Origin of the sequence: Rhodococcus sp. NPDC080181 (assembly GCF_040702225.1) — a bacterium.
Taxonomy (GTDB): domain Bacteria; phylum Actinomycetota; class Actinomycetes; order Mycobacteriales; family Mycobacteriaceae; genus Rhodococcoides; species Rhodococcoides fascians.
Genome location: NZ_JBFBKN010000005.1, coordinates 23,250 through 46,650, shown reverse-complemented (window position 1 = coordinate 46,650; position 23,401 = coordinate 23,250). Strand labels below are relative to the sequence as shown.

Annotated in this window: 22 protein-coding genes; 16 read left to right on the top strand and 6 right to left on the bottom strand. The window is 65.3% G+C overall.

Going from position 1 to position 23,401, the window contains the following annotated elements; translation table 11 throughout:
- The first annotated feature begins 10 nt into the window (after positions 1 to 10).
- Positions 11 to 862, top strand: coding sequence for an ATP phosphoribosyltransferase (gene hisG / locus AB0O58_RS07645; RefSeq protein WP_032372777.1), 852 nt, complete (start codon positions 11 to 13; stop codon positions 860 to 862).
- A gap of 33 nt (positions 863 to 895) precedes the next feature.
- Here the strand turns inward: hisG and AB0O58_RS07640 are convergent, their stop codons facing one another.
- Both AB0O58_RS07640 and AB0O58_RS07635 read right to left on the bottom strand, forming a co-directional pair.
- A complete protein-coding gene (locus AB0O58_RS07640; protein WP_230591947.1) occupies positions 896 to 1,651 on the bottom strand; it encodes a thioesterase family protein in 756 nt (251 codons plus the stop codon).
- Between the two features lie 53 nt (positions 1,652 to 1,704).
- Positions 1,705 to 2,511, bottom strand: coding sequence for a RecB family exonuclease (locus AB0O58_RS07635; RefSeq protein ID WP_045841904.1), 807 nt, complete (start codon positions 2,509 to 2,511; stop codon positions 1,705 to 1,707).
- 225 nt (positions 2,512 to 2,736) lie between these two features.
- Here AB0O58_RS07635 and AB0O58_RS07630 point away from each other — a divergent pair, with 225 nt between their 5' ends.
- On the top strand, positions 2,737 to 3,786 hold the full coding sequence (locus AB0O58_RS07630) for a tRNA (adenine-N1)-methyltransferase (protein ID WP_268987767.1): 1,050 nt from the start codon (positions 2,737 to 2,739) through the stop codon (positions 3,784 to 3,786).
- Between the two features lie 22 nt (positions 3,787 to 3,808).
- On the opposite strand, the gene AB0O58_RS07625 is transcribed toward AB0O58_RS07630, so the two are convergent.
- Positions 3,809 to 4,294, bottom strand: coding sequence for a hypothetical protein (locus AB0O58_RS07625; RefSeq protein WP_032365805.1), 486 nt, complete (start codon positions 4,292 to 4,294; stop codon positions 3,809 to 3,811).
- Between the two features lie 184 nt (positions 4,295 to 4,478).
- On the opposite strand from AB0O58_RS07625, the gene arc reads away from it, so the two are divergent.
- From arc to prcA, 5 genes are all read left to right on the top strand, one after another.
- Positions 4,479 to 6,242: a proteasome ATPase gene (arc, locus tag AB0O58_RS07620; protein ID WP_032365854.1), complete on the top strand. Its 1,764-nt coding sequence runs from the start codon at positions 4,479 to 4,481 to the stop codon at positions 6,240 to 6,242.
- Positions 6,243 to 6,323: 81 nt separating this feature from the next.
- Positions 6,324 to 7,823 carry a depupylase/deamidase Dop gene (dop, locus tag AB0O58_RS07615; protein ID WP_027497085.1) on the top strand — a complete coding sequence of 500 codons (1,500 nt, stop codon included), beginning with the start codon at positions 6,324 to 6,326 and terminating at the stop codon, positions 7,821 to 7,823.
- A gap of 195 nt (positions 7,824 to 8,018) precedes the next feature.
- Positions 8,019 to 8,213 carry a ubiquitin-like protein Pup gene (locus AB0O58_RS07610; protein WP_027497086.1) on the top strand — a complete coding sequence of 65 codons (195 nt, stop codon included), beginning with the start codon at positions 8,019 to 8,021 and terminating at the stop codon, positions 8,211 to 8,213.
- On the top strand, positions 8,210 to 9,151 hold the full coding sequence (prcB, locus tag AB0O58_RS07605; RefSeq protein WP_027497087.1) for a proteasome subunit beta: 942 nt from the start codon (positions 8,210 to 8,212) through the stop codon (positions 9,149 to 9,151). Before AB0O58_RS07610 ends, prcB begins: the two co-directional genes overlap by 4 nt.
- Positions 9,148 to 9,921, top strand: a complete 774-nt coding sequence (gene prcA / locus AB0O58_RS07600; RefSeq protein ID WP_027497088.1) for a proteasome subunit alpha — start codon at positions 9,148 to 9,150, stop codon at positions 9,919 to 9,921. Before prcB ends, prcA begins: the two co-directional genes overlap by 4 nt.
- A gap of 37 nt (positions 9,922 to 9,958) precedes the next feature.
- Here the strand turns inward: prcA and AB0O58_RS07595 are convergent, their stop codons facing one another.
- The gene (locus AB0O58_RS07595) at positions 9,959 to 11,428 is read right to left on the bottom strand and encodes a phosphatase PAP2 family protein (RefSeq protein WP_366238084.1); all 1,470 of its coding nucleotides are present in this window, start codon (positions 11,426 to 11,428) and stop codon (positions 9,959 to 9,961) included.
- A 76-nt stretch (positions 11,429 to 11,504) separates the two neighbouring features.
- On the opposite strand from AB0O58_RS07595, the gene pafA reads away from it, so the two are divergent.
- The 7 genes from pafA (at position 11,505) to AB0O58_RS07560 (ending at position 20,225) form a co-directional block, all read left to right on the top strand.
- Complete coding sequence (gene pafA, locus AB0O58_RS07590; RefSeq protein ID WP_174557245.1) at positions 11,505 to 12,863, top strand: Pup--protein ligase; 1,359 nt, start codon at positions 11,505 to 11,507, stop codon at positions 12,861 to 12,863.
- 93 nt (positions 12,864 to 12,956) lie between these two features.
- Positions 12,957 to 13,949, top strand: a complete 993-nt coding sequence (locus tag AB0O58_RS07585; RefSeq protein WP_032372426.1) for a YafY family protein — start codon at positions 12,957 to 12,959, stop codon at positions 13,947 to 13,949.
- Complete coding sequence (locus AB0O58_RS07580; RefSeq protein ID WP_032372425.1) at positions 13,946 to 14,941, top strand: YafY family protein; 996 nt, start codon at positions 13,946 to 13,948, stop codon at positions 14,939 to 14,941. Before AB0O58_RS07585 ends, AB0O58_RS07580 begins: the two co-directional genes overlap by 4 nt.
- A gap of 85 nt (positions 14,942 to 15,026) precedes the next feature.
- Positions 15,027 to 15,293, top strand: coding sequence for a Sec-independent protein translocase subunit TatA (gene tatA / locus AB0O58_RS07575; RefSeq protein WP_027497093.1), 267 nt, complete (start codon positions 15,027 to 15,029; stop codon positions 15,291 to 15,293).
- A 109-nt stretch (positions 15,294 to 15,402) separates the two neighbouring features.
- Entirely contained in the window at positions 15,403 to 16,374 is a 972-nt protein-coding gene (gene tatC / locus AB0O58_RS07570) for a twin-arginine translocase subunit TatC (protein WP_027497094.1), read from the top strand.
- A 27-nt stretch (positions 16,375 to 16,401) separates the two neighbouring features.
- Positions 16,402 to 19,176: a DEAD/DEAH box helicase gene (locus AB0O58_RS07565; protein WP_045841756.1), complete on the top strand. Its 2,775-nt coding sequence runs from the start codon at positions 16,402 to 16,404 to the stop codon at positions 19,174 to 19,176.
- A 122-nt stretch (positions 19,177 to 19,298) separates the two neighbouring features.
- A complete protein-coding gene (locus AB0O58_RS07560) occupies positions 19,299 to 20,225 on the top strand; it encodes a DUF4333 domain-containing protein (RefSeq protein ID WP_366238083.1) in 927 nt (308 codons plus the stop codon).
- 6 nt (positions 20,226 to 20,231) lie between these two features.
- Here the strand turns inward: AB0O58_RS07560 and AB0O58_RS07555 are convergent, their stop codons facing one another.
- A complete protein-coding gene (locus AB0O58_RS07555; protein ID WP_032400843.1) occupies positions 20,232 to 21,209 on the bottom strand; it encodes a 5'-3' exonuclease in 978 nt (325 codons plus the stop codon).
- A 27-nt stretch (positions 21,210 to 21,236) separates the two neighbouring features.
- Here AB0O58_RS07555 and AB0O58_RS07550 point away from each other — a divergent pair, with 27 nt between their 5' ends.
- Complete coding sequence (locus AB0O58_RS07550; RefSeq protein WP_032365810.1) at positions 21,237 to 22,367, top strand: Xaa-Pro peptidase family protein; 1,131 nt, start codon at positions 21,237 to 21,239, stop codon at positions 22,365 to 22,367.
- Positions 22,364 to 22,951: a nucleotidyltransferase family protein gene (locus AB0O58_RS07545; RefSeq protein ID WP_094622159.1), complete on the top strand. Its 588-nt coding sequence runs from the start codon at positions 22,364 to 22,366 to the stop codon at positions 22,949 to 22,951. The genes AB0O58_RS07550 and AB0O58_RS07545 overlap by 4 nt, the downstream gene beginning before the upstream one ends.
- Here AB0O58_RS07545 and AB0O58_RS07540 read toward each other — a convergent pair.
- Positions 22,948 to 23,361 (bottom strand): TIGR03618 family F420-dependent PPOX class oxidoreductase, encoded by a 414-nt coding sequence (locus AB0O58_RS07540; protein WP_032365855.1) that lies wholly within the window; start codon positions 23,359 to 23,361, stop codon positions 22,948 to 22,950. The two genes, AB0O58_RS07545 and AB0O58_RS07540, sit on opposite strands and share 4 nt — an antisense overlap.
- Positions 23,362 to 23,401: the final 40 nt, after the last annotated feature.

The following is a 23,401-nucleotide window of genomic DNA, read 5'->3' as shown; positions in this document are numbered from 1 at the left end:
GGAAAACTCCATGCTGCGTGTAGCCGTACCCAACAAGGGCGCGTTGTCCGAATCCGCCGCCGAGATCCTCAGCGAGGCCGGCTACCGGCGTCGGAGCGACTCCAAGGATCTGACCGTCCTCGACCCGGCCAACGGGGTCGAATTCTTCTTTCTCCGTCCCAAGGACATTGCCATCTACGTCGGGTCGGGCCAGCTCGATCTGGGCATCACCGGACGAGACCTGGCTCTCGATTCCGGGGCAGCGGTCGAAGAGCGCCTGGCGCTCGGATTCGGCCGGTCGACGTTCCGCTACGCGGCACCCGCGGGCAAGGAATGGGCACCCGAGGACTTGGGCGGACTGCGCATCGCCACCTCGTACCCCAATCTCGTGCGTAAGGACCTGGCCGAGCGCGGCTTGGAGGCCACGGTGATCCGTCTCGACGGGGCCGTGGAGATTTCCATTCAACTCGGTGTCGCCGACGCCATCGCGGACGTGGTCGAGTCGGGTCGCTCACTGCGCCAGAACAATCTCGTCGCGTTCGGCGAATCTTTGTGCGATTCCGAGGGTGTTCTCATCGAGCGCGCAGGCACGCCGGGCACCGACTCCGCACGCAAGCAGTTGATCGCTCGCGTACAGGGCGTCGTCTTCGCCCAGCAGTACCTGATGCTCGATTACGACTGCCCCAAGTCGATCCTCGACGAAGCCGTCAAGATCACCCCCGGCATCGAATCACCTACGCTCGCACCGATGGTCGACGACAACTGGGTTGCCGTGCGCGCCATGGTCTCTCGCAAGGTCCACAACAACGTGATGGACGAGCTCGCGGAACTGGGCGCGAAAGCCATTCTCGCCTCCGACATCAGGTCCTGCCGAGCGTTCTGAGTGCGTGGCGGAACGCCCGTCGTTCCGCCACGATCACGCGCGTCGGCGAACCAGCACTGTTTGCGCGATGCGCCCGACCGGCCCCAGTTCGTCACTGAGGGTGCCTGCGCACATGGCGATGCCGTCCGGACCCGTCGACGTCTCGGCCGACACTCCGATCCAGTCACCCTGGGGTTCGCGGAAGACGTGCACCGTCAGATCGGTGTTCAGGAACGTCCACTGCTCGATCGGCAATTTCGCACCCACACCGTTGGCGATGTCGGCAATCGAGAACAGCCGTTCCAGTGGCGTCATCGACTCACCCTGCACCAGAACGGGAGTCGGCTTCGCCCACACTTCACCGGGCCCCGCTGCGCCGAGCTCGGTGAGAAACTTGAACTCGACCGCGTCGAGGTATCCGGAGGTCCAGAGTCCGCCGAAGGTGCTGTCGACGCCGGCGCTCACCGGTCGCATCACCGAATCTCCCACGTGCACGACGTCGTCGGTGGGCTCGGTACGCATACGCCATGCGCTGCCCCGCGCCACCGCTCGCGCCGGCCCCGCTGATCCTCGAGCCCACAGTTCGGCGACGACGAGTTCGACATTAGCGCCCGGCCGCGCCGTCCATGCGCGAATCGTGATGTCCGACACCGGAACAGGTCCGAGAATGTCGACGACCACCCGGCTGATTCGAGTATCGGGTCTGGCGTCGACCCGCTCGAGTGCGCGGACCAACAACGCGGACGGCGGAGCGCCGTGCTGCATCGTCGGTGCCCACAGGCTGACGGTGTGCTCGGTCGCGGTGACGATCTCGTAACCGTCGTCGTCGACACCGGCAGGAACGAAGAAGGCGTCCGGACTCGTCACAGCTCCGTCTCCTCCTGCTCCGCAGCCGCCTGCGGCCAACCGGGGTACGGCGGGGGAGTGCCGCCGAACTCGGGGCACAGTGCCCGGTGATCGCACCACTTGCACAGTGCGCCTTTCTTGGCGCGGAAGTCGCCGGTCTCACCGGCCGCCAGAATCGCCTTCCAGATGGCCGAGAGCATGCGCTCGAAGCGCAGCAGCTCACCCTCGTCCGGTGCGTATGTCAGCTCCTGCTTGTCGGCGAGGTACATCAACTTCAGTTGCGCGGGAACGACTCCGCGCATGCGCATGATCATCAGCGCATAGAATTTCATCTGGAACAGAGCCTTGGATTCGGTGAACTCACGCGGCGCACGTCCGGTCTTGTAATCGACGACGCGAATCATTCCGTTGGGTGCGACGTCGATCCGGTCGATGAATCCGCGCAGCGGCGTTCCGTCGTCCAACGCGATCTCGACGCGCTGTTCGCAGGACTCGGGATCGAAGTGCGTGGGATCTTCGAGTTCGTAGTACCCGTCCACCAGGGCACGAGCCCGGTCGAGAAACGCCGGACGGTCGTCCGCCGGAACCAGCGACGCGATGTCGGGTGACTCGGCCACGACCCGATCCCAGGCCGGGTCCACCAGGTCGCGCGCAGTGGTGGGCACTCGATCGCGGGCAGGGAGTGCGTACAGGGCCTCGAGTGCGGCATGCACCACAGTTCCCTTCACCTGTGCCTCGGTGGAGACCTCGGGAAGCCGGTCCACGGCACGGAAGCGATACAACAGTGGGCACTGCTTGAAATCACCTGCGCGAGAAGGAGACAGAGCCGGGGTACTGCGGTTGCCGGACCTCGAACGCGGTACGTCGGCGCTGTCACCGACATCGAGAAGAGGTAAGTCGATGGGGCTCGACACGGAAATACTCACGACTGCGAGACTATGCCGCTGGTCCGACATCTTCGGTGAAGGCCGTAGTCTGGCACGTCGAGTCGTCCCCCGACGCCCGCCGATCGAGGCCGAGCGTCACATCGCAACGAAAGCAGGTCCGCTGTGTCCTCCGGTGATTCCACATCCGCGTCGACCGACGGATTCGAGGCCGACGCCGCGTTCGACGCCACGGTCGACGCATCGCTGCCCAGTGCGGACGACGTGGTCACTGCCACGACCGACGAGATCGAACTCGACCCGAATGTCACGTCCGGCGCGGAGGCCACTCCAGCTGCCGACGCCACAGCTGCAGACGCACCGGCGGAGACCGGTCCCGCCCGCAGTGGGCCGTTTCGAGTGGGCGATCGAGTTCAGCTCACCGACGGCAAGGGTCGTCACTACACGGTGGTACTGGAAGCCGGTAAGGAATTCCATACTCACCGCGGCGGCATCACTCACGACAAACTGCTCGGTGCCGACGAGGGCAGCGTCGTCACCTCCGTCAACGGCACCCCCTACCTCGCGCTGCGGCCGCTGCTGACCGACTACGTGCTCTCGATGCCCCGCGGTGCCCAGGTGATCTACCCCAAGGACGCGGCGCAGATCGTGCACGAGGGTGACATGTTCCCCGGCGCACGGGTGCTCGAGGCCGGTGCAGGATCCGGCGCTCTGACGTGCTCACTGCTGCGTGCAGTCGGTACAGCAGGAACGGTCATCTCCTACGAGATCCGGCAGGACCACGCCGACTATGCCGTGAAGAACGTCGAGACGTTCTTCGGCGAGCGCCCGTCGAACTGGCACCTGACCGTGGCAGACGTCGACCAGTTCGGTGTCGATCGTCCGGGTGAGCAGGTCGATCGGGTGGTCCTGGACATGCTCGCGCCGTGGGACGCGTTGCCCGCGGTGTCCAAGGCCCTCGTCCCCGGTGGGGTGCTGCTGGTCTACGTGGCCACGGTGACGCAGCTGTCCAAGGTCGTCGAGGCGCTACGCGCACAGGAGTGCTGGACCGAACCTCGATCGTGGGAGTCGATGGTTCGCGGCTGGCACGTGGTGGGTCTCGCGGTTCGCCCCGAGCACCGCATGCAGGGACACACGGCATTCCTCGTCAGCGTTCGACGCCTCGCCGAGGGCACCGTGACCCCGAAACCGCAGCGTCGTTCCGGTAAGGGCTGACGCTGCAGGCTCGGCTGCCGACTCAGACGCAGGGTGCCTGGCCCATGGCCAGGATCTGGCACGTGCTGGCGTCCGACAGCTTCCAGGTGCCATCGATCAGCACCCAGGTCTGCGGTGCCGGAGCCGCGGTCCCGCGTGGAGTGGCGATGGCGACGTCCGCGGTGGACGTCTCACCGGCGACGGTCGGTTCCGACACCTCGAAGGTGATCGCTCCGTAGTTCGCCAGTGCGGCGGTCATCGTCTCCAGGTTCGTCAGGCGCGCCTGACCGTTCTCCACTGCCGCAGCCTTGGTCGCTGCGTCCACGTCCGGTGCGACCAGCTGCTGCAGCGAGGTCTGCAATTCGGCGACGGTAGGTGCTGTGACAGCCGGCCCGGCGGTGGTCGTCGGCATGGAGTCGCTGGTCGACGCGGAATTGTGATCGGCGTGATCGGATTCATCGCTCGAACTGCATCCTGCACCCACCAGAGCCACCGCGGCTACTGCGACGCTTGCCGAGAGAATACGCATTTTCACTGGTGAGGCCCCTGATTCCGTCGTCTGTCGATCGATTGGTCAGGTGAGGCTAACATGAACTGGGATGGCCTTTCGAGGCCGCCGAGCAGAGTGGATGCCGACCCCGTTCGAGGTGTCGGTCCGCATCTCCGCGCCGCTGCCGGTAGCGTTGATAGATCGTCACTGGGAGGAGTCGCTCATGAGCTCAACAGACAATCCGGATGTGGCCGCGGCCAGAGCCGAACTGGACGCCGTGCGAGCCGAAGTCGCGTCGCTACGGCGCCAACTGGGGGAGTCCCCCGAGCAGGTACGCGAGCTCGAGGGCCGGGTCGATTCCTTGTCGCTGCGCAACACGAAGTTGCTCGACACTCTCAAGGAGGCCCGACAACAGCTCATCGCGCTGCGCGAGGAGGTGGACCGTCTCGGTCAACCGCCGAGCGGATACGGCGTCCTGCTGAGCGTGTTCGAGGACGGCACAGTCGACGTGTTCACGTCCGGTCGGAAGATGCGACTGACGTGCTCACCCAACATCGAGGCCGACACGCTCGCTCCGGGACAGACCGTGCGGTTGAACGAGGCGTTGACCATCGTCGAGGCGTGCACCTTCGATCAGGTCGGCGAGATCAGCACTCTCCGAGAGCTTCTGGGGGATGGATCGCGCGCTCTCGTCGTCGGACATGCCGACGAGGAACGGGTGGTCTGGCTGGCCAAACCGTTGATCGACATGGTCAACGACGACGGACCGGTCGACCCGGACGAGCCGTCACGGAAGCTCCGTCCCGGGGATTCGCTGCTGGTCGACACCAAGGCCGGCTACGCGTTCGAGCGCGTTCCCAAGGCCGAGGTGGAGGATCTCGTTCTCGAGGAGGTTCCGGACGTCGGATACGAGGACATCGGCGGTCTCGGTCGACAGATCGAGCAGATTCGGGACGCCGTAGAGCTGCCGTTCCTGCACAAGGATCTGTTCCGAGAGTACTCACTGCGTCCGCCGAAGGGCGTGCTGCTGTACGGCCCTCCCGGGTGTGGAAAGACGTTGATCGCCAAGGCCGTTGCCAACTCGCTGGCCAAGAAGATCGCCGAGGCACGTGGCCAGGATGCGCGGGAGGCGAAGTCGTTCTTCCTCAACATCAAGGGCCCCGAGCTGCTCAACAAGTTCGTCGGTGAGACCGAGCGTCACATCCGCATGATCTTTCAGCGGGCACGAGAGAAGGCGTCCGAGGGCACCCCGGTCATCGTGTTCTTCGACGAGATGGACTCGATCTTCCGTACCCGCGGCTCCGGCGTCTCGTCCGACGTGGAGACGACGGTCGTTCCGCAGCTGCTCGCCGAGATCGACGGTGTCGAAGGCCTAGAGAACGTCATCGTGATCGGTGCGTCCAATCGCGAGGACATGATCGACCCGGCGATCCTGCGACCCGGCCGACTCGACGTGAAGATCAAGATCGAGCGTCCCGACGCCGAATCGGCACAGGACATCTTCTCGAAGTACCTGACCGATTCGCTTCCGGTCAACGCCGACGACGTCGCCGAGTTCGGCGGCGATCGCGCGGCGTGCATCCGGGGCATGATCGATCGCGTCGTCGAGCGCATGTACGCCGAGAGTGACGACAATCGGTTCCTCGAGGTCACCTACGCCAACGGGGACAAGGAAGTTCTGTATTTCAAGGACTTCAACTCCGGGGCCATGATCCAGAACATCGTCGACCGGGCAAAGAAGTACGCCATCAAGTCGGTTCTCGAAACCGGAAACGCCGGACTGCGGATTCAGCACCTTTTCGATTCCATCGTCGACGAGTTCGCGGAGAACGAAGATCTGCCGAACACCACGAATCCGGACGACTGGGCTCGGATCTCGGGCAAGAAGGGCGAGCGAATCGTCTACATTCGCACGTTGGTCACCGGCAAGAACGCCAGCGCGAGCCGGGCGATCGACACCGAGGCCAATACCGGTCAGTACCTGTAGATCCACCGCTGGGCAGTTTTCGGGGCGCGTCCGCACAGGGCGCGCCCCGAACTGCATCCGTCGGCCGTCTAGGCTCGACTTATGCAGCGCATCATCGGTATCGAGGTCGAGTACGGCATTTCTTCACCGACCGAACCCACCGCCAACCCGATCCTGACGTCCACCCAGGCGGTGTTGGCGTACGCGGCAGCCGCAGGAGTGCCCCGCGCCAAGCGCACCCGCTGGGACTACGAGGTGGAATCACCGCTGCGCGATGCACGAGGCTTCGATCTCGGACGGTTCAGCGGACCGGCTCCGGTCATCGATGCCGACGAAATCGGTGCGGCGAACATGATTCTCACCAACGGTGCCCGCCTGTACGTCGATCACGCGCACCCCGAGTACTCGGCCCCGGAGGTGCGGGACCCACTGGACGCGGTGATCTGGGACAAGGCAGGCGAACGCGTCATGGAAGCGGCCGCACGGCACGCGTCGAGCGTCCCAGGGGCTCCGCGCCTGCAGCTGTACAAGAACAACGTCGACGGCAAGGGCGCGTCGTACGGCACGCACGAGAACTATCTGATGTCGCGTGAGACACCGTTCTCGGCGGTGATCGCGGGGCTCTCGCCGTTCTTCGCCTCCAGGCAAGTCATCACCGGCTCCGGGCGAGTCGGTATCGGCCAGTCGGGCGACGAGGCCGGGTTCCAGCTCTCGCAGCGAGCGGACTACATCGAGGTGGAGGTCGGACTGGAGACCACCCTCAAGCGCGGCATCATCAACACCAGGGACGAACCGCACGCAGACGCAGACAAGTACCGACGTCTGCACTGCATCATCGGCGACGCCAACCTGGCGGAGATGTCGACCTACCTCAAGGTGGGAACCACGGCCCTCGTGCTCGACCTCATCGAGGCGGGCGTCGACCTGTCGGATCTGCAGCTGGCCAGGCCGGTCACGGCTGTCCATCAGATCAGCCACGATCCCACCCTGCGCAAGGCCGTGGCACTCGCCGACGGCCGCGAACTGACGGGCCTTGCGCTGCAGCGGATCTACCACCAGCGGGCGGCGAAGTTCGTGGCTGCCGAGGGCAGCGACGACGCACGAGCACTGGACGTGCTCGACAAGTGGGCGATGGTGCTGGACCTGCTCGAGCGCGATCCCATGGAGTGCGCGCATCTGCTGGACTGGCCGGCGAAATTGCGACTGCTCGAAGGGTTCCGACAGCGTGAGGGCCTCGGCTGGTCCGCTCCGCGGCTGCACCTGGTGGACCTGCAGTATTCCGATGTTCGCCTCGACAAGGGGCTCTACAACAGGTTGGTCGCCCGCGGTTCGATGGATCGTCTCGTCACCGAGCAGCAAGTTCTCGATGCGGTCGGCACACCGCCCGACGACACGAGGGCCTACTTCCGCGGCGAATGCCTGCGCAAATTCGGTGCCGACATCGCCGCGGCGAGCTGGGACTCGGTCATCTTCGATCTCGGTGGCGATTCGTTGGTACGGATTCCGACGCTCGAGCCGTTGCGGGGAACGAAATCCCACGTCGGTGCCCTGCTGGAGTCCGTGGACAGTGCAGCGGAACTGGTCGACCAGCTCACCACCTGATCGTCCAGGGCATTCGAATGGGTCGTTCGGCGGTGTCTTGCCAACCGGCGAGGTCGGACTGTCGGTAGGGTAAAGGTCCGTGCACTTTCGGCGGAACGTTCGGTAGCACTTGCACATCCACGCCGGTGCGCCTCGGATGACCCGGCGACCGTGCAGTAGATCTGTTTTCTCGATACACAGAGGAGGTCGGCGACTATGGCTCAGGAGCAGACACGGCGCTCGGGCGGCGGCGGCGACGACGAGGTCCCAGGCGACACGGGGGCCGGTGGCCAGGAACGGCGCGAGAAGTTGGCCGAGGAGACCGACGATCTTCTCGACGAGATCGACGACGTTCTCGAGGAGAATGCCGAGGACTTCGTCCGCGCCTACGTTCAGAAGGGCGGCCAGTGACGGTGGATCGTTCGGACCCACGGTCGGCAGGCGACGGACCGGCGATTCCGCTGGGGTCCAGTAGCTCGTCCTTCTCCGACTACCTCCGTCAGCACGCCCCGCACCTGCTGCCGGAGAGCGGCCTCGCCGCGGACCTGGCGTCCCACGCCGCCAACGGCACCACCGACAAGTCCGGCATCGCTCCGCACGGTACGACGATCGTCGCCCTCACCTACGCGGGCGGGGTGCTGATCGCCGGTGATCGGCGCGCCACTCAGGGCAATCTGATCGCCAACCGTGACATGCAGAAGGTCTACGTCACCGACGAGTACTCCGCTGCGGGCATTGCCGGAACTGCGGGTATCGCAATCGAATTGGTTCGTCTGTTCGCTGTCGAACTCGAGCACTACGAGAAGATCGAGGGCGTGCCGCTCACCTTCAACGGCAAGGCCAACAAGTTGTCGTCGATGGTTCGGAGCAATCTGGGTGCGGCGATGCAGGGACTGGCTGCGGTGCCGTTGCTGGTCGGATTCGACATCGACATCTCCGATCCCGACAGAGCCGGACGCATCGTGTCGTACGACGTGGTCGGCGGGCGTTACGAGGAGCGGTCGGGCTATCACGCAGTGGGTTCGGGCTCGTTGTTCGCCAAATCCGCGCTCAAGAAGTTGTACCGCCCCGGAATGTCCGAGGACGAGGCGCTTCGGGCTGCAGTCGAGTCGCTGTACGACGCCGCCGACGACGACTCGGCCACCGGTGGTCCCGATGTCACCCGCGGCATCTACCCGACGGCAGTTGCCATCACGAGCGTCGGTGCGGACGACGTCGCGCACGATCGCATATCGGCTGCGGCCCGATCGGTTCTGGCAGAACGAACCGAGAGCGCAGCACACACCGGCGGCACGGACCACCACACCCGAGCAGGCCAGGAAGTCAGCGAAGGGGGTAGCGCGCTATGACGATGCCGTATTACGCATCTGCCGAACAGATCATGCGCGATCGTTCGGAATTGGCGCGCAAGGGAATCGGCCGCGGCCGCAGCGTCATCGTGCTGGCGTATGCCGACGGGGTCCTGTTCGTCGCCGAGAATCGCTCGACCGCGCTGCACAAGGTCAGTGAGCTCTACGACCGCATCGGTTTCGCTGCCGTCGGCAAGTACAACGAGTTCGAGAACCTACGCAAGGCCGGCATCCAGCACGCAGACATCAAGGGATACACCTACGATCGACGCGATGTCACCGGCCGGTCGTTGGCGAAGACCTACGCCCAGGCACTGGGCACCATCTTCACCGAGCAGCTCAAGCCGTACGAGGTCGAGATCTGCGTCGCCGAGGTGTCCCATCAGGACGAGCCGATGGCCACGCAGCTGTACCGCATCACGTACGACGGCTCCATCGTCGACGAACAGGATTTCGTCGTCATGGGCGGTACCACCGAGCCCATCGTGGCCGCGCTGAAGGATACGTACCGGTCCGGCCTCGGGTTGGCGGACGCAGTTCGTATCGCCGTCGACGCGCTCACCGCCGGTCCGACGTCGCCTGCGACTGCCGGTGCCGAGCCCGAGAAGAAGGTTCTCGAGGTGTCGGCCCTGGAGGTGGCCGTCCTGGATCAGGGGCGACCGCGTCGAGCGTTCCGGCGTATCGCCGGAGCTGCTCTGGCGGATATGTTGCCCGCATCGGCACCGTCCGCGACCGGCGACGGCTCCTCGGAGCCGGAGACTCCGCAGTAGTCCCCACACTTCGGATCGAGGTCGACGGCCTCGTGCTCTATCGCTTCCGGTAGAGCACGAGGCCGTTCTTGTCGCTGCTGAACTGGAATGTCGTGCCGTCTCCGACGACCTCGCCGTCAGCCGCGAGGGCAACCGGGGCACCGTCCACCTCGACGGTCAAGCGTTGCGCCACACTGCGCACGTAGGCAGGCGACGAGCCGAGCGTTCCTGTGATCGTCGCCCACAGCAGTCGTGTTCTCGATGCCTTGGGTTCCGACGGGAGAAAGCGAACATCGAGGGTGCCGGTATGAATGCTGCTGCGCGACATGGGAACTTGATCGATCGGATCGTAGGTACCGTTGCCGACGAAGAGCATCCACACCGAGTGCGGCACCCCGTCGAGTCGAATGTTCAGTGGCTCTGCAGCCGCGAGCACTCGTGTCATCGCAACCGCAGCGGCCGGCCACTTACCGATTCGCTTCTGCAGCTTCTGCCGTAACCGCACCGAGTCGGGGTAACCCCCGAACGTCGCGGTGTTGACGAACGACACACTGCGGCCGTCGACGTCCACCTCGGCGATATCGACCAGTTCGGCGGTGCCCGCCTCGACGGCGGCGGCGGTGTCCTCGACTGCGGTCAGACCGGTGTCGCGAGCGAAGTGGTTGAGAGTGCCACCCGGAAACGCGGCGAGTGGCAGGCCGTTACGGGCGGCCGAGGCGGCGACGCTGACGACCGTGCCGTCGCCTCCACACACTCCGACAGCACGCGGCGTCGTGTTCCGAATTCTCTCTTCCAGTTGCTCGTTGAAGTCCCTCTCGGGATCGGGTACGAAGAGGTCGGCGTCGGGGAGCTCGCGACGGATGGCGTCCGGTACCGCCTCCGAACCGTCACCGGATCCGGGATTGACCAGCACCAACAGTCCCCGTCCGCCCGGCAGTGCCTCGACCTCGACCGGCGAGCCGAGATCGGCGGGCTTCGCCGAACGCACGGCCCACCAGCGGCGGGTCGACAGCGCGACCGCCGAACCGAGCGCCGCTCCGGCGACGACATCGGTGGGCCAGTGGACGCCGACGTGAACCCGGGAATAGCAGACTGCTGCGGCGACCGGAGCCAACAGCAATCCTGCCTTCGGTGATTCGATGGCGACCGCGGTGACGAAGGCGGCCGCGGACGCCGAGTGACCGGAGGGAAACGACGAGGACACCGGCGGGGCGAGCACCCGGCGCAGTACGGGAACCAGCTCGGTATCCGGCCTCGACCTCGGGAACACCGGCTTGAGCAGACCGTTCGCCACGGCGCTCGCACCCGCCACGGCGATCAGCCCCCGCACGCCGCCGCGTCGGGCCGAGCCACCGGCCGCGCCGAGAAGTGCGGCAGCTCCGAGCCACAGGCGACTGTGATCGGCGGCCGTGCTCAACGCGCGGAGCCCTGCATCCGCCCTGCTCGAGCGCAATGCCGCGCTTCGTGAAACCAGGGACAGGTCCCACGCGTGAACCGAGGCCGCAACAGACGTTGGCGTGGAAGTCATAGGGCCCAGCCTAGGCATGGACGCCATCGAGGCGCTCCGACACATCCATCGGTGGCTTGCGTTGTAGTGTCGAAGTGTGCAGCGACGAATTATGGGCATCGAGACCGAGTTCGGTGTCACATGTACCTTTCACGGACACCGACGCCTGAGTCCGGACGAGGTGGCCCGCTACCTCTTCCGTCGCGTGGTCTCGTGGGGCCGCAGCTCGAATGTGTTCCTCCGCAACGGCGCTCGCCTCTATCTCGACGTCGGTTCGCATCCCGAGTACGCCACTGCCGAATGCGACAGCCTGCTGCAATTGGTCACCCATGATCGCGCAGGCGAGCGAGTACTCGAGGATTTGCTGATCGACGCCGAGCAGCGTCTCGCCGAGGAGGGCATCGGCGGAGACATATACCTGTTCAAGAACAACACCGATTCGGCGGGCAACTCCTACGGTTGCCACGAGAATTTCCTCGTCCAGCGAGCGGGCGAATTCTCGCGCATCTCGGATGTACTCCTACCGTTCCTGGTCACCCGCCAATTGATCTGTGGCGCAGGCAAGGTGCTGCAGACACCCAAGGCCGCGACGTTCTGCCTCTCGCAGCGCGCCGAGCACATCTGGGAAGGCGTGTCGTCGGCCACCACTCGTTCGCGGCCGATCATCAACACCCGCGACGAACCGCACGCCGATGCCGAGAAGTATCGCCGGCTCCACGTCATCGTCGGCGATTCCAACATGGCCGAGACCTCGACCATGCTCAAGGTGGGGACGGCCGCACTCGTACTCGAGATGATCGAGGCAGGCGTCTCGTTCCGAGACTTCGCGCTGGACAATCCGATTCGAGCCATTCGCGAGGTCAGCCACGATCTGACCGGTCGCAGGCCGGTCCGCCTCGCCGGTGGCCGCCAGGCCAGTGCACTCGAAATCCAGCGTGAGTACTACTCCCGGGCCGTCGAGCATCTCCAGACGCGGGAGCCCAATGCTCAGGTGACCCAGGTGGTGGACCTGTGGGGACGCACACTCGATGCCATCGAGTCGCAGGACTTCGCCAAGGTGGACACCGAAATCGACTGGGTCATCAAACGCAAGCTGTTCGAGCGGTATCAGGACCGCTACTCGATGGAACTTTCCGATCCCAAGATCGCTCAGCTCGATCTTGCGTACCACGACATCAAGCGTGGACGGGGAGTGTTCGACGTGCTGCAGCGCAAGGGTCTGGTCAAGCGAGTCACCGAGGACGAGCAGATCGACGAAGCGGTGAATCTGCCGCCGCAGACGACACGCGCGAAGCTGCGCGGTGAGTTCATCACCGCGGCCCAGGAAGCCGGACGCGACTTCACCGTCGACTGGGTACACCTGAAACTCAACGATCAGGCGCAGCGAACGGTGTTGTGCAAGGACCCGTTCCGTTCGGTCGACGAGCGCGTCGAGCGACTCATCGCATCGATGTAGTCCGGACGCGACTCGGCTGGAGGTCGGGTAGCGATCCAGGCAACTCGGGTCGCTACAGCTCCGGCGGGCGGTGAACAACTAGGCTCGACTGTCGTGGCCACCACCAAAGTCGAACGCCTGATGAACCTGGTCATCTGTCTGTTGTCGACGCGTCAGTTCCTGACCGCGGAGTGGATCCGCGAGAGCGTTGCCGGGTACGACGACTCGACGAGCCTCGAAGCGTTCAGCAGGATGTTCGAGCGTGACAAGAACGAACTGCGCGATCTCGGGGTGCCCCTCGAGACCGGCATCGCTACGCGGTTCGGTGGTGTCGAGGGTTATCGCATCAACCGAGATGCCTACGAGCTGCCGGACATCGATCTCACCAGCGAGGAATCGGCTGCGGTCGCGGTGGCCGTCAAACTGTGGGAATCACCGGAACTGACCTCCGCGGCCCAGAGTGCGCTGCTGAAACTGCGCGCCGCAGGTATTCAGGTCGACCAGAACGAGTCGGCCGCTGCCGTCACGGCCGTTCCGGCCCGAACCCGCGGGTCCGAGCCCGCACTGGGCGCCCTGCTCGCGGCGATCGACGAGGGTAAGTCGGTGCGGTTCGAACATCGACCCTCGTTGACCGAGCCGTTCGTCACCCGAACCGTCCAGCCGTGGGGCGTTGTGACGTTCCGGGGACGGTGGTACCTCGTTGGACACGACGTGGACCGAGACGACACCCGAACCTTCCGACTGTCCCGGATCGGCGACGACGTCAAAGCCTTCGGATCACCTCAGAGTGTCCGCAAGCCCGACGGTATCGATCTTCAGGACATCGTCCGCCGCGTCGCGGGCACGTCCTCGGTGTCGGGTACCGCGCGAGTGTGGCTCCAGGACGGTCGGGCGACGGAGCTGCGGAGGATGGGCACCGTGGTGGGGGAGCAGACGGTGGGGTCGCGTACCGGAACTGTCGTCGAGGTTCCGGTACGGTCCTGGGATTGGATTTCGCGGCTCATCGCCGGTCACGGTCCCGACGCGATGGTGTTGGCCCCGCCAGAGCTGAGGGCCGATGTCATCTCGACATTGCAGACTGCAGCCGAACTGGAGAACGAACGATGAGCGCGCGTCTGTCGGTGCGGTTGGCCCGCCTGCTCAACATGGTGCCCTTCTTCATGGCCAATCCGGGGTTGAGCGCCGAGGAGGCCGCTCGGGAACTGGGCGTGACCACCGCGACGCTGATGGCCGATCTCAATCAGCTCTGGATGTGCGGTCTGCCCGGATACGGACCGGGTGACCTCATCGATCTGTCGTTCTCGGAGGAGAGCATCGACGTCACTTTCTCCGCCGGGATCGACCGGCCGCTGCGGTTGACGTCCACCGAGGCCACCGCACTGTTGGTCGCACTTCGGTCGTTGACCTCGATGCCGGGGATGGTCGATCCGTCGGCCGCTCAGCGGGCGATCGCGAAGATCGAGACCGCGGCCGGGTCGGCGGCGGCGAACGTGCCGCTCTCGTCCGACCACGACACGGCCGACGCGGAGGAGGGTCCGGTGTCGAGCACCGTACGGTCTGCGCTCCGAGCCCGGCACGCACTCGAACTCACCTACTACTCGGCGTCGCGAGACGTGCTCACCGAGCGCATCGTCGATCCGATCAGGACCGTGGTGGTCGACGACAACAGCTATCTGCAGGCATGGTGTCGCGGTGCCGAGGGCGTTCGGCTGTTCAGATTCGATCGCATCGATTCGGCCACCGAACTCGACGAACCGTCGTCTCCGCCGGAATCGGTGCAGGACGAGGACGCGTTCGAGATCTTCAACGACGACCCCTCTCTGTCCCAAGCGCGGTTACGCGTCTCACCTGCGTTCACCTGGATTCTGGACTACTACCCGATGACGCAGGTAGCCGCCGATTCGGACGGGTCCATCGAGGTGACCATGCGTTTCGCGACGCTGCAGTGGATGACCCGGTTGACCCTCGGGTTCGGCGGTGGCGTAACAGTACTGGGACCTGAATCCTTGGTGAATTCCGTCCGCGATCGCGCGCGATCCGCCCTGATTGCCTACGCGGAGCTCGACGCCACCGACACCGGCGGCGGCGTCGCAACATGAACGTGAGGTGAAGCGGTGCGCTCCGTTGCCGAGCGCACCGCCCGCCGTCGGGTACGCTCGATTCATCTGATCTCAGGAGGTTCACATGGGATTCACCAGTCCCTGGCACTGGGCCATCGTTGCGGTGGTCGTCATCATTCTGTTCGGTTCCAAGAAGCTGCCCGAGGCTGCGCGTGGACTCGGACGCTCGTTGCGCATCTTCAAGAGCGAGGTCAAGGAGATGCAGAACGACGGCAAATCCGACACCGATACCGCGACTGCACAGCAGCCGGCCGCACCCGCTCAGCTGCCCTCCCCGGCACCCGTGGCGCAGACCGAGACCACACCCCAGCACGACGCGAAGTCTGCCTGAGCGACGCCGCTCAGCACACCTTCGGTGCCGCGTCGGCACCGAAGGTTCACTGCTGTCGGTGACGGCCTCGTGCCGCCTGCCGACCGAAGAAGGCTGACCGTAGAACACCATGCGCATTCCGTTCGATCCACGGCGCAGTAAGCGTCGAGTCAATCCCGACGGCACGATGTCGTTGGTCGATCACCTGTACGAGCTGCGAACCCGGCTGCTCTGGTCGCTGCTGGCCATCGCGGTGACCACTGCATTCGGATTCTTCTGGTACTCACACACGATCTTCGGCGTCGAAAGCCTGGGCGATCTGCTCCGAGGCCCGTACTGCACCCTGGACCCGAGCCTGCGTGCGGATCTGAGCAACGACGATCAGTGCCGCCTGCTCGCCACCGGCCCGTTCGACCAGTTCCTGTTGCGCTTCAAGGTGGCGTTCACCGCAGGCGTCGTGCTCGCCTGCCCCATCTGGCTGTACCAGATCTGGGCGTTCATCACTCCCGGCCTGTACGCCAACGAACGCCGTTACGCAGTCTCCTTCGTCACCGGTGCCGCTGCGCTGTTCGTGACCGGAGCGATTCTGGCCTACTTCGTCGTCGCCAAGGGCTTGCACTTTCTGCTGTCGATCGGCGACAACGTCCAGATCACGGCACTGAGCGGCGATCAGTACTTCGGTTTTCTGATCAATCTTCTGATCATCTTCGGTGTCAGCTTCGAAATACCGCTGCTGGTCGTCGGGTTGAACTTCGTCGGTGTTCTCACCTACGAACGCCTGAAGGCGTGGCGTCGCGGGTTGATCTTCGGACTGTTCGTGTTCGCGGCGATCGCGACGCCCGGACAGGATCCCTTCTCGATGCTGGCCTTGGCGTTGGCTCTGACGGTGCTCTTCGAGATGGCAGTGCAGATTGCGCGGATTCACGACAAGCGTAAGTTGCGCAAGAGAAGAGACGAATGGGGTGATGTGTCAGATGACGAAGCAACACGCATCGAAGGCGCAAGTTCTATCCAGGCCCCACACGCTGTCGCACCGACACCGCCGGTGGGCGGTATCGGCACTGCGACCCGAACACAGGCCCAGTACGACGACACGATCTGATGTGAGTCCCAGCGTCGGGGCGCGACCATGAGCGAGGCTGTTGTCGACACCCGGTCCAGGCCAGAACCCACTGAACTGCAACGATTTTCCGCGGAGTTGAGCTTTCCGTTGGACCGCTTCCAGGTGGATGCGTGCACTGCGTTGGAGAACGGTCACGGGGTGTTGGTCTGCGCCCCGACCGGTGCGGGCAAGACGGTGATCGGCGAGTTCGCGGTGCACCTGGCCCTCGCTGCCGGTCGCAAATGCTTCTACACCACCCCCATCAAGGCGCTGAGCAATCAGAAGTTCGCAGAGTTGACTGCGCGATACGGACGCGAGACGGTCGGTCTGTTGACCGGTGATTCGTCCATCAATCCGGATGCACCCATCGTCATCATGACGACCGAGGTGCTCCGCAACATGCTCTACGCATCCTCCGACGCACTGCGCGGGCTCTCGCACGTGGTGATGGACGAGGTGCACTACCTGGCGGATCGGTTCCGAGGTGCGGTCTGGGAAGAAGTGATCCTGCACCTGTCCGACGACGTGCGTCTGGTGAGCCTGTCCGCAACGGTCAGCAACGCCGAGGAGTTCGGCGCGTGGATGAGTACCGTTCGCGGCGACACCTCGGTGGTCGTGGACGAGAACCGTCCCGTTCCCCTCTCGCAGCACATCATGGTGGGCCATCGGTTGTTCGATCTCTTCGACACCCGAGCACAGTCACCGGACGGCCACCAGAAGGTCGTCGTGGACCGAGACCTGGTGCGGCACGTCAAGCAGCGTCAGTCGCTGGACTCCATGGATCGGTGGCACGCACCGCACAGTCGAGGACGCGGAGGTCGAAGCGGGGGCGGCGGACGCGGCGGCCACCAGGGAGGCGGAGGTGCCAACCGTCCGCTGGCTCGTCCCGATGTGATCGCCAAGCTGGACGAGGAAGGTCTGCTCCCGGCCATCACGTTCATCTTCAGTCGTGCAGGCTGTGACGGGGCCCTGACTCAGTGCATGCGTTCACGGCTGGTTCTGACGACGCCGGAGCAGGCCGAGGAGATCAGGTACATCGTCGAAAAGCACACCTCCGAACTCCCGCGCGAGGATCTGGAAGTGCTCGGCTTCTGGGAATGGCGAGATGCGCTCGAACGCGGGTTCGCCGCGCACCACGCCGGAATGCTGCCGGTCTTCCGTCACACCGTCGAGGAGCTGTTCGTCAAGGGATTGGTCAGAGCGGTGTTCGCCACCGAAACTCTGGCTCTCGGAATCAATATGCCTGCCCGAACCGTGGTGCTCGAAAAGCTGGTCAAGTTCAACGGTGAGACGCACGCGGAGCTGACACCGGGGGAGTACACCCAGCTGACCGGCCGGGCCGGGCGACGCGGCATCGACGTCGAGGGTCACGCGGTTGTGCTGTGGCAGCCCGGTACCGAACCGACCGAGGTGGCCGGACTCGCGTCGACGCGAACGTTTCCCCTCCGGAGCTCCTTCGCGCCCGCCTACAACATGTCGATCAATCTGATCGAACAGTTCGGGGCAGCGGATTCACGGCAGTTGCTCGAGCGGTCCTTCGCTCAGTTCCAGGCCGACCGGTCCGTCGTCGGCATGGTCCGCGGTATCGAGAAGAACATGAAGACGTTGGAGGCGCTCGGCGCAACGCTCGGTGGCCCCGACGGGGAGTACTTCGAGTACGCGCGACTGCGCGAGCGTCTGAAGGATCGAGAGAAGACCCTCGAGCGTCAGAACAGGTCCGATCGGCGGGACAAAGCCGTCGACTCGTTGCGTGCGTTGCGCCGCGGCGACGTGATCTCGGTGCCGTCCGGACGGCGCAGCGGACTGGCAGTGGTACTCGAACCGGACGACGATCGCGGCGATCCGCGGCCGCTCGTGCTGACCGAGGACAAATGGGCCGGTCGTCTGTCCGCTGCCGATTTCCCTACGCCGGCAACGCCTCTCGGCTCCATGCGATTGCCACGGTTCGTCGATCACCGCACCGCCAAGACCCGTCGGGATCTGGCGGCGGCGTTGGTCACCCGCGGCATATCCCAGCCCTCCGATCGCGTGGGACGAAAGTCGACCGCCGCCGACGACAAGGAGTTGGCAACCCTGCGGCGGGCCATCCGCTCGCATCCGGTGCACAGCCGGCCGGATCGTGAGGAACTCTCTCGAACCGGCGAACGCTACAACCGGCTGGCCCGGGAGACCGAGTCGATGCGGCAGAAGGTGTCGGCCACGACGAACTCGTTGGCCCGAACGTTCGACCGCATTCTGGCTTTGCTGGCGGACCGCGGTTACGTGACCCCGGGCAAGGATCCCAAGGTGACCGACGACGGTGCGCGATTGAGCCGGATCTATTCCGAATCCGATCTTCTGGTCGCGGAATGCCTGCGAGGCGGACTGTGGCAGGGATTGTCGGCCGCAGAGTTGGCCGCAGTGGTCTCGGCCGTGGTCTACGAGTCCCGCTCCGAGGGAGACATCACCCCGCACGGCCCGACCGGACCCATCAGGCACGCGTTGACCGAGACCGTGCGGGTGTGGCACGAGCTGCGGGCCGACGAGGTTCGGCACAAACTGCCACCGACCAGAGAGCCGGACATGGGCTTCGTGAAAGCGATCTACAAGTGGGCTTCCGACCATTCGCTCGTCGACGCACTGGTCGCGGCAGGCGACAACGGCAAGGCGCTGTCCGGTGGCGACTTCGTCCGATGGTGTCGGCAGGTCATCGACCTGCTCGACCAGGTCCGGCTCGCCGCTCCCGAACCCGAGCTGTCGCGAACCGCCGCCCGTGCCGTCGCCGCGCTGCGACAAGGAGTGGTGGCCGTCGATGCCGCGTGACCGATGCTGCGTGACCGGCGCTGCGTGACGGGCCGAAACCGGACTGCCGGGTCGGTACAGCGGACGCAGCGACAAGCGGGATACTGTACCCCCGACGGATTCGAGATTTCAGTGGAGGCGAGATGAGCGGCCCATACGGTCCGACCGACCCCGACAACAGTTGGTCACGAACGCCGGACCAGGACGGTGCCGCGAAGGACGGGCAGGAAGCTTCCACCGGCGAAGCTGCGGCGACATCCGAATCGCAGACTCCGACTCCGTCGGCGTGGGGACAGTACGCGCCGCCCACCGGCACCCCGACCACGCAGTACGGCGAACCTTCCGGAGGCGCGTACGGCCAGTCTCCCCAGGGGCAAACTCCCCCGGGGCAATACCCTCAGGGCGCGTATCCCCAGGGGCAATACCCCCAGGGCTACAACCCGCAGAATCCGACCGCACAGAATCCCACCGCACAGAATCCGACCGCGCAATACCCGGCGGGACAGCCGTACGGGGCACCGTATCCGGGGACCGGACAGCAGCCTGCCGGTGACGCCGCCTACCAAAACCCCTACGCACCACAACAATTCGGTGGCAGTGGGCAGTACGGTGCCGGCCAGTACGGTCAGCAGCCTCCCTTCGCGGGCGGGCAGAATCCGAATCAGCAGTATCCCGGTCAGCACTATCCCGGACTGCAGTATCCGGGCCAGTACCCCGGCCAGTTCCCGGGCCAGCAGCCAGGTCCCGGTCGCAGTGGCGCGCAGTCCAAGAAGCCGCTGATCATCGCGGGCTCCGTCATCGCCGTCGTGGCCGTGGTCGCGGCAGTGCTGTACTTCGCGTTCGGGCGCACGACCACCCTCGATACGACGGCTGCTCAGGACGGTATTCGCACGGTGTTGACCGAGTCCTACGGTGCCACGAACGTCTCGGGGGTGTCGTGCCCGCAGAACATCGAAGTCAAGGCCGGCACCAGCGTCGATTGCACGCTGACGGTCGACGGGGCGTTCAAGAAGGTGACGTTGACGTTCCTCAACGACGACGCCGACTACGAGGTCTCACTCCCGAAATAGCCCCGGTCAATTCTGCGACGCCGTGGCCGCCATCGCCGAGACGAGGCGGTCCACGGCGTTTCTGATTCCCAGGGTCTCCGCGAGCGTGTCGAGTGCCTCGAGATCTGCCGGTTCCGCCGGAATCTCGTCCGACCTCGACAGGACGACGTCGGCATCGGTGACGACCCGCACCACTGGGAGTGCCGCATCGAGGTAGTCGCTGGCGTTGGCCAGCTTCGCCCGAATTCCCTTGGCCATATCCGACTCCGGATCGAGTGCCGCCGCACGCAGGGCCGCGACGGACTCGTACTGCAGCATGAGTGTGGAGGCCGTCTTCTCACCGACACCCTTGACACCCGGTAGCCCGTCCGACGCATCGCCGCGCAGAAGCGCCAATTCCGCGTAGGCCGCTCCCGCGCGGTGCAACGGGACGCCGTACCGCTCGGCCACCTCGACCGGGCCGAAGAGTTCTGCCTTGGCCAAGCCTCGACCCACGTACAGCACCCGTACCTCGTTCGGTTCGTCCGCCGCCACCTGCAACAGATCTCGGTCGCCGCTGACCACGACGACGGGATCGCGTCGTTCCTGTGCAGCCAAGGTTCCGAGCACGTCGTCGGCCTCGAGGCCGGCGGCCCCCGCGGTGGCAATTCCCAACGCCGCCAGGACGTCCATGATCATGTCCACCTGTGGCGTCAGGGTCTCGGGAACCTCTTCGCTCTCGGCCACATCCGGCGCGGCGTCGGCAACCCGGTGAGCCTTGTACGAGGGAACGAGGTCCACTCGGAACTGTGGACGCCAGTCGAGGTCGAGGCATACAGCCAATCGGCTCGGTTCGGTTCGCGTGATCAGGGCCGAGATCATGTCGAGGAAACCTCGCACGGCATTGACGGGACGGCCGTCGGGCGCCGTAATCGACTCGGGCAGAGCGTAGTAGGCCCTGAACCACAGGCTCGCGCCGTCGAGGAGCAGCAACGGCGACTTTCCGGGGGTGGTCATGGGGCTCATCTTGCCGTACGGCACTAGCCTGGAGGTATGAGTGTCGATTCTTCTCGTTTTCCCAGCGATGTCTACGCCTCCAGGCTCGCGCGCGCGGCCCGCCTGACGTCGGACGCAGGCTTGGACGCCCTGCTGATCACTCCGGGCCCGGATCTGCAGTATCTGATCGGGTCCACGGCCAGCTCGTTCGAGCGTCTCATCGCGTTGGTGGTGCCGGCCGACGGCAGCACTCCCAGCATCGTCGTGCCGCGGCTCGAACTCGCCGCGCTGGGTGACTCCGCCGCCGAGGACCTGTCACTGACGCTCGTCGATTGGGTGGACGGCGTCGATCCGTACGCGCTCGTGGCTGCGACCGTGCCGGCCGGTAGCAAGACCGCTGTCGCCGACGCGATGCCCGCCCTGCACTTCGTGCCGCTGGCAACGATTTTCGGGACCGTGCCGGTGCTGGCGACAGACGTTCTGCGCCAGCTGCGGATGATCAAGGACGACGCCGAGATCGATGCTCTGCGTCGAGCCGGTCATGCCATCGACCGGGTTCACGCCCGGATGGGCGAGTGGCTCCGAGTGGGCCGAACCGAAGCCCAGATCGCGGCAGACATCGCGACGGCGATCGTCGAGGAAGGCCATACCGCACCGGAATTCATCATTGTCGGCTCCGGTCCGCACGGTGCCGATCCGCACCACGAGGTCTCCGATCGTGTCGTCGAGGCCGGCGACGTGGTCGTCGTCGACATCGGTGGACCCGTTGCGCCGGGATACAACTCGGACTCCACTCGCACCTACAGTCTCGGCGAGCCTTCGGCCGAGGTCGCTACCCGGTACGCGGTACTGGAGCGAGCTCAGCAGGCCGCAGTCGACGCTGTGTCGCCGGGAGCCAGCGCGGAGTCCATCGACGCAGCCGCACGCGAGGTGTTGGTCGAAGCCGGTCTGGGAGAGGCGTTCCTGCACCGCACCGGACACGGTATCGGCCTGTCGGTGCACGAGGAGCCGTACATCGTGGCGGGTAACGACATCACTCTCACCGAGGGAATGGCGTTCAGCATCGAACCGGGCATCTATTTCCGTGGGCAGTGGGGTGCCAGGATCGAGGACATCGTCGTCGTGACGGCGGACGGGTGCGAATCGGTCAACCTCCGCCCCCACGGTCTCGCCGTGCTGCCGGTGTGACCGACGGCCGCCGAGCCGAGTTCGTCTCCGTCGTCAGGACGAATCCGATTGTGGCCGAGGTACTTCGGCGTGCGCCGCAGCTCAGGCTTTCGAATTGGTACCTGACGGCGGGCGGTCTGTTCCAAACCGTGTGGAATCACCTCGCCGACCGAGATCTCGGGGCCGGAATTCGCGACTACGACTTCTTCTACTTCGACGACACGGATCTGTCGTACGCCGCCGAGAACGACGTGATCGAGACCGCGGCCGACGTGTTCGCCGGCCTCGGGGTCGACGTCGAAGTGCGTAATCAAGCGCGTGTACACCTGTGGTACGAGCAGCATTTCGGAGCGACGTTGGCTCCGTACCGAAGCTCCGAGGATGCCATCGACCACTTCGTGTCGACCACGTGCTGTTTCGGGATCACCGTGGACTCCCACGGTATGGACCGCGTCTATGCCCCACACGGCTTCGAAGACCTGTTCGCCGGGATCGTCCGGCCGAATCCGCGATTACCGATGCGGCACGTCTACGAGGCGAAGGCCGCGCGGTGGACCACCGAATGGCCGAACCTGACCGTTCTACCCTGGCCGACGGACGACTAGCGTCGCAGCAGCGAGCGGCTGCCCAGTACCCGCCGCACCGCTATCTCGACGACGACGCGGGTCGGATTCTCCCGCGGCACTCGATAGCGTCGGGCATAGCGGTTCTCCGCATCGGCGACCGACTCGTGGTCGTCACGAACGGTGGCCGGACCCTCCAACGTCAGCCAGCGGGCACCGTCGATCTGGGTGACGGCGGCGTAGGCACCGCGGCCGGCGTTGATCGCCTTCTGCGACACGTTGTTGGTGATGACACGGGCGACGTGGGCGTCCGCGTCGTAGGTGAACCCGACGGCGACGACATGGGGCGTGCCGTCCGGACGCAACGTCGTCAGCGTGGCGAGGTGCCGTTCGGTGAGGAATTCGATCGCCTCGTCGGTGAGGGCAGTCGCGTCAGCGGGGGTAGCGGCCATGACTCGACTGTAGTGACGTGCCCCGACTGCCACGAGCGGG

Bases quoted from the DNA above. Each gene is read 5' to 3' on its own strand.
- hisG (WP_032372777.1), top strand. From the start codon at position 11: ATGCTGCGTGTAGCCGTACCCAACAAGGGCGCGTTGTCCGAATCCGCC.
- AB0O58_RS07560 (WP_366238083.1), top strand. From the start codon at position 19,299: ATGAGCGGCCCATACGGTCCGACCGACCCCGACAACAGTTGGTCACGA.
- AB0O58_RS07610 (WP_027497086.1), top strand. From the start codon at position 8,019: ATGGCTCAGGAGCAGACACGGCGCTCGGGCGGCGGCGGCGACGACGAG.
- AB0O58_RS07550 (WP_032365810.1), top strand. From the start codon at position 21,237: ATGAGTGTCGATTCTTCTCGTTTTCCCAGCGATGTCTACGCCTCCAGG.
- AB0O58_RS07595 (WP_366238084.1), bottom strand. From the start codon at position 11,428: ATGACTTCCACGCCAACGTCTGTTGCGGCCTCGGTTCACGCGTGGGAC.
- AB0O58_RS07555 (WP_032400843.1), bottom strand. From the start codon at position 21,209: ATGAGCCCCATGACCACCCCCGGAAAGTCGCCGTTGCTGCTCCTCGAC.
- AB0O58_RS07625 (WP_032365805.1), bottom strand. From the start codon at position 4,294: ATGCGTATTCTCTCGGCAAGCGTCGCAGTAGCCGCGGTGGCTCTGGTG.
- AB0O58_RS07580 (WP_032372425.1), top strand. From the start codon at position 13,946: ATGAGCGCGCGTCTGTCGGTGCGGTTGGCCCGCCTGCTCAACATGGTG.
- tatA (WP_027497093.1), top strand. From the start codon at position 15,027: ATGGGATTCACCAGTCCCTGGCACTGGGCCATCGTTGCGGTGGTCGTC.
- dop (WP_027497085.1), top strand. From the start codon at position 6,324: ATGCAGCGCATCATCGGTATCGAGGTCGAGTACGGCATTTCTTCACCG.
- tatC (WP_027497094.1), top strand. From the start codon at position 15,403: ATGCGCATTCCGTTCGATCCACGGCGCAGTAAGCGTCGAGTCAATCCC.
- arc (WP_032365854.1), top strand. From the start codon at position 4,479: ATGAGCTCAACAGACAATCCGGATGTGGCCGCGGCCAGAGCCGAACTG.
- AB0O58_RS07540 (WP_032365855.1), bottom strand. From the start codon at position 23,361: ATGGCCGCTACCCCCGCTGACGCGACTGCCCTCACCGACGAGGCGATC.
- AB0O58_RS07565 (WP_045841756.1), top strand. From the start codon at position 16,402: ATGAGCGAGGCTGTTGTCGACACCCGGTCCAGGCCAGAACCCACTGAA.
- prcA (WP_027497088.1), top strand. From the start codon at position 9,148: ATGACGATGCCGTATTACGCATCTGCCGAACAGATCATGCGCGATCGT.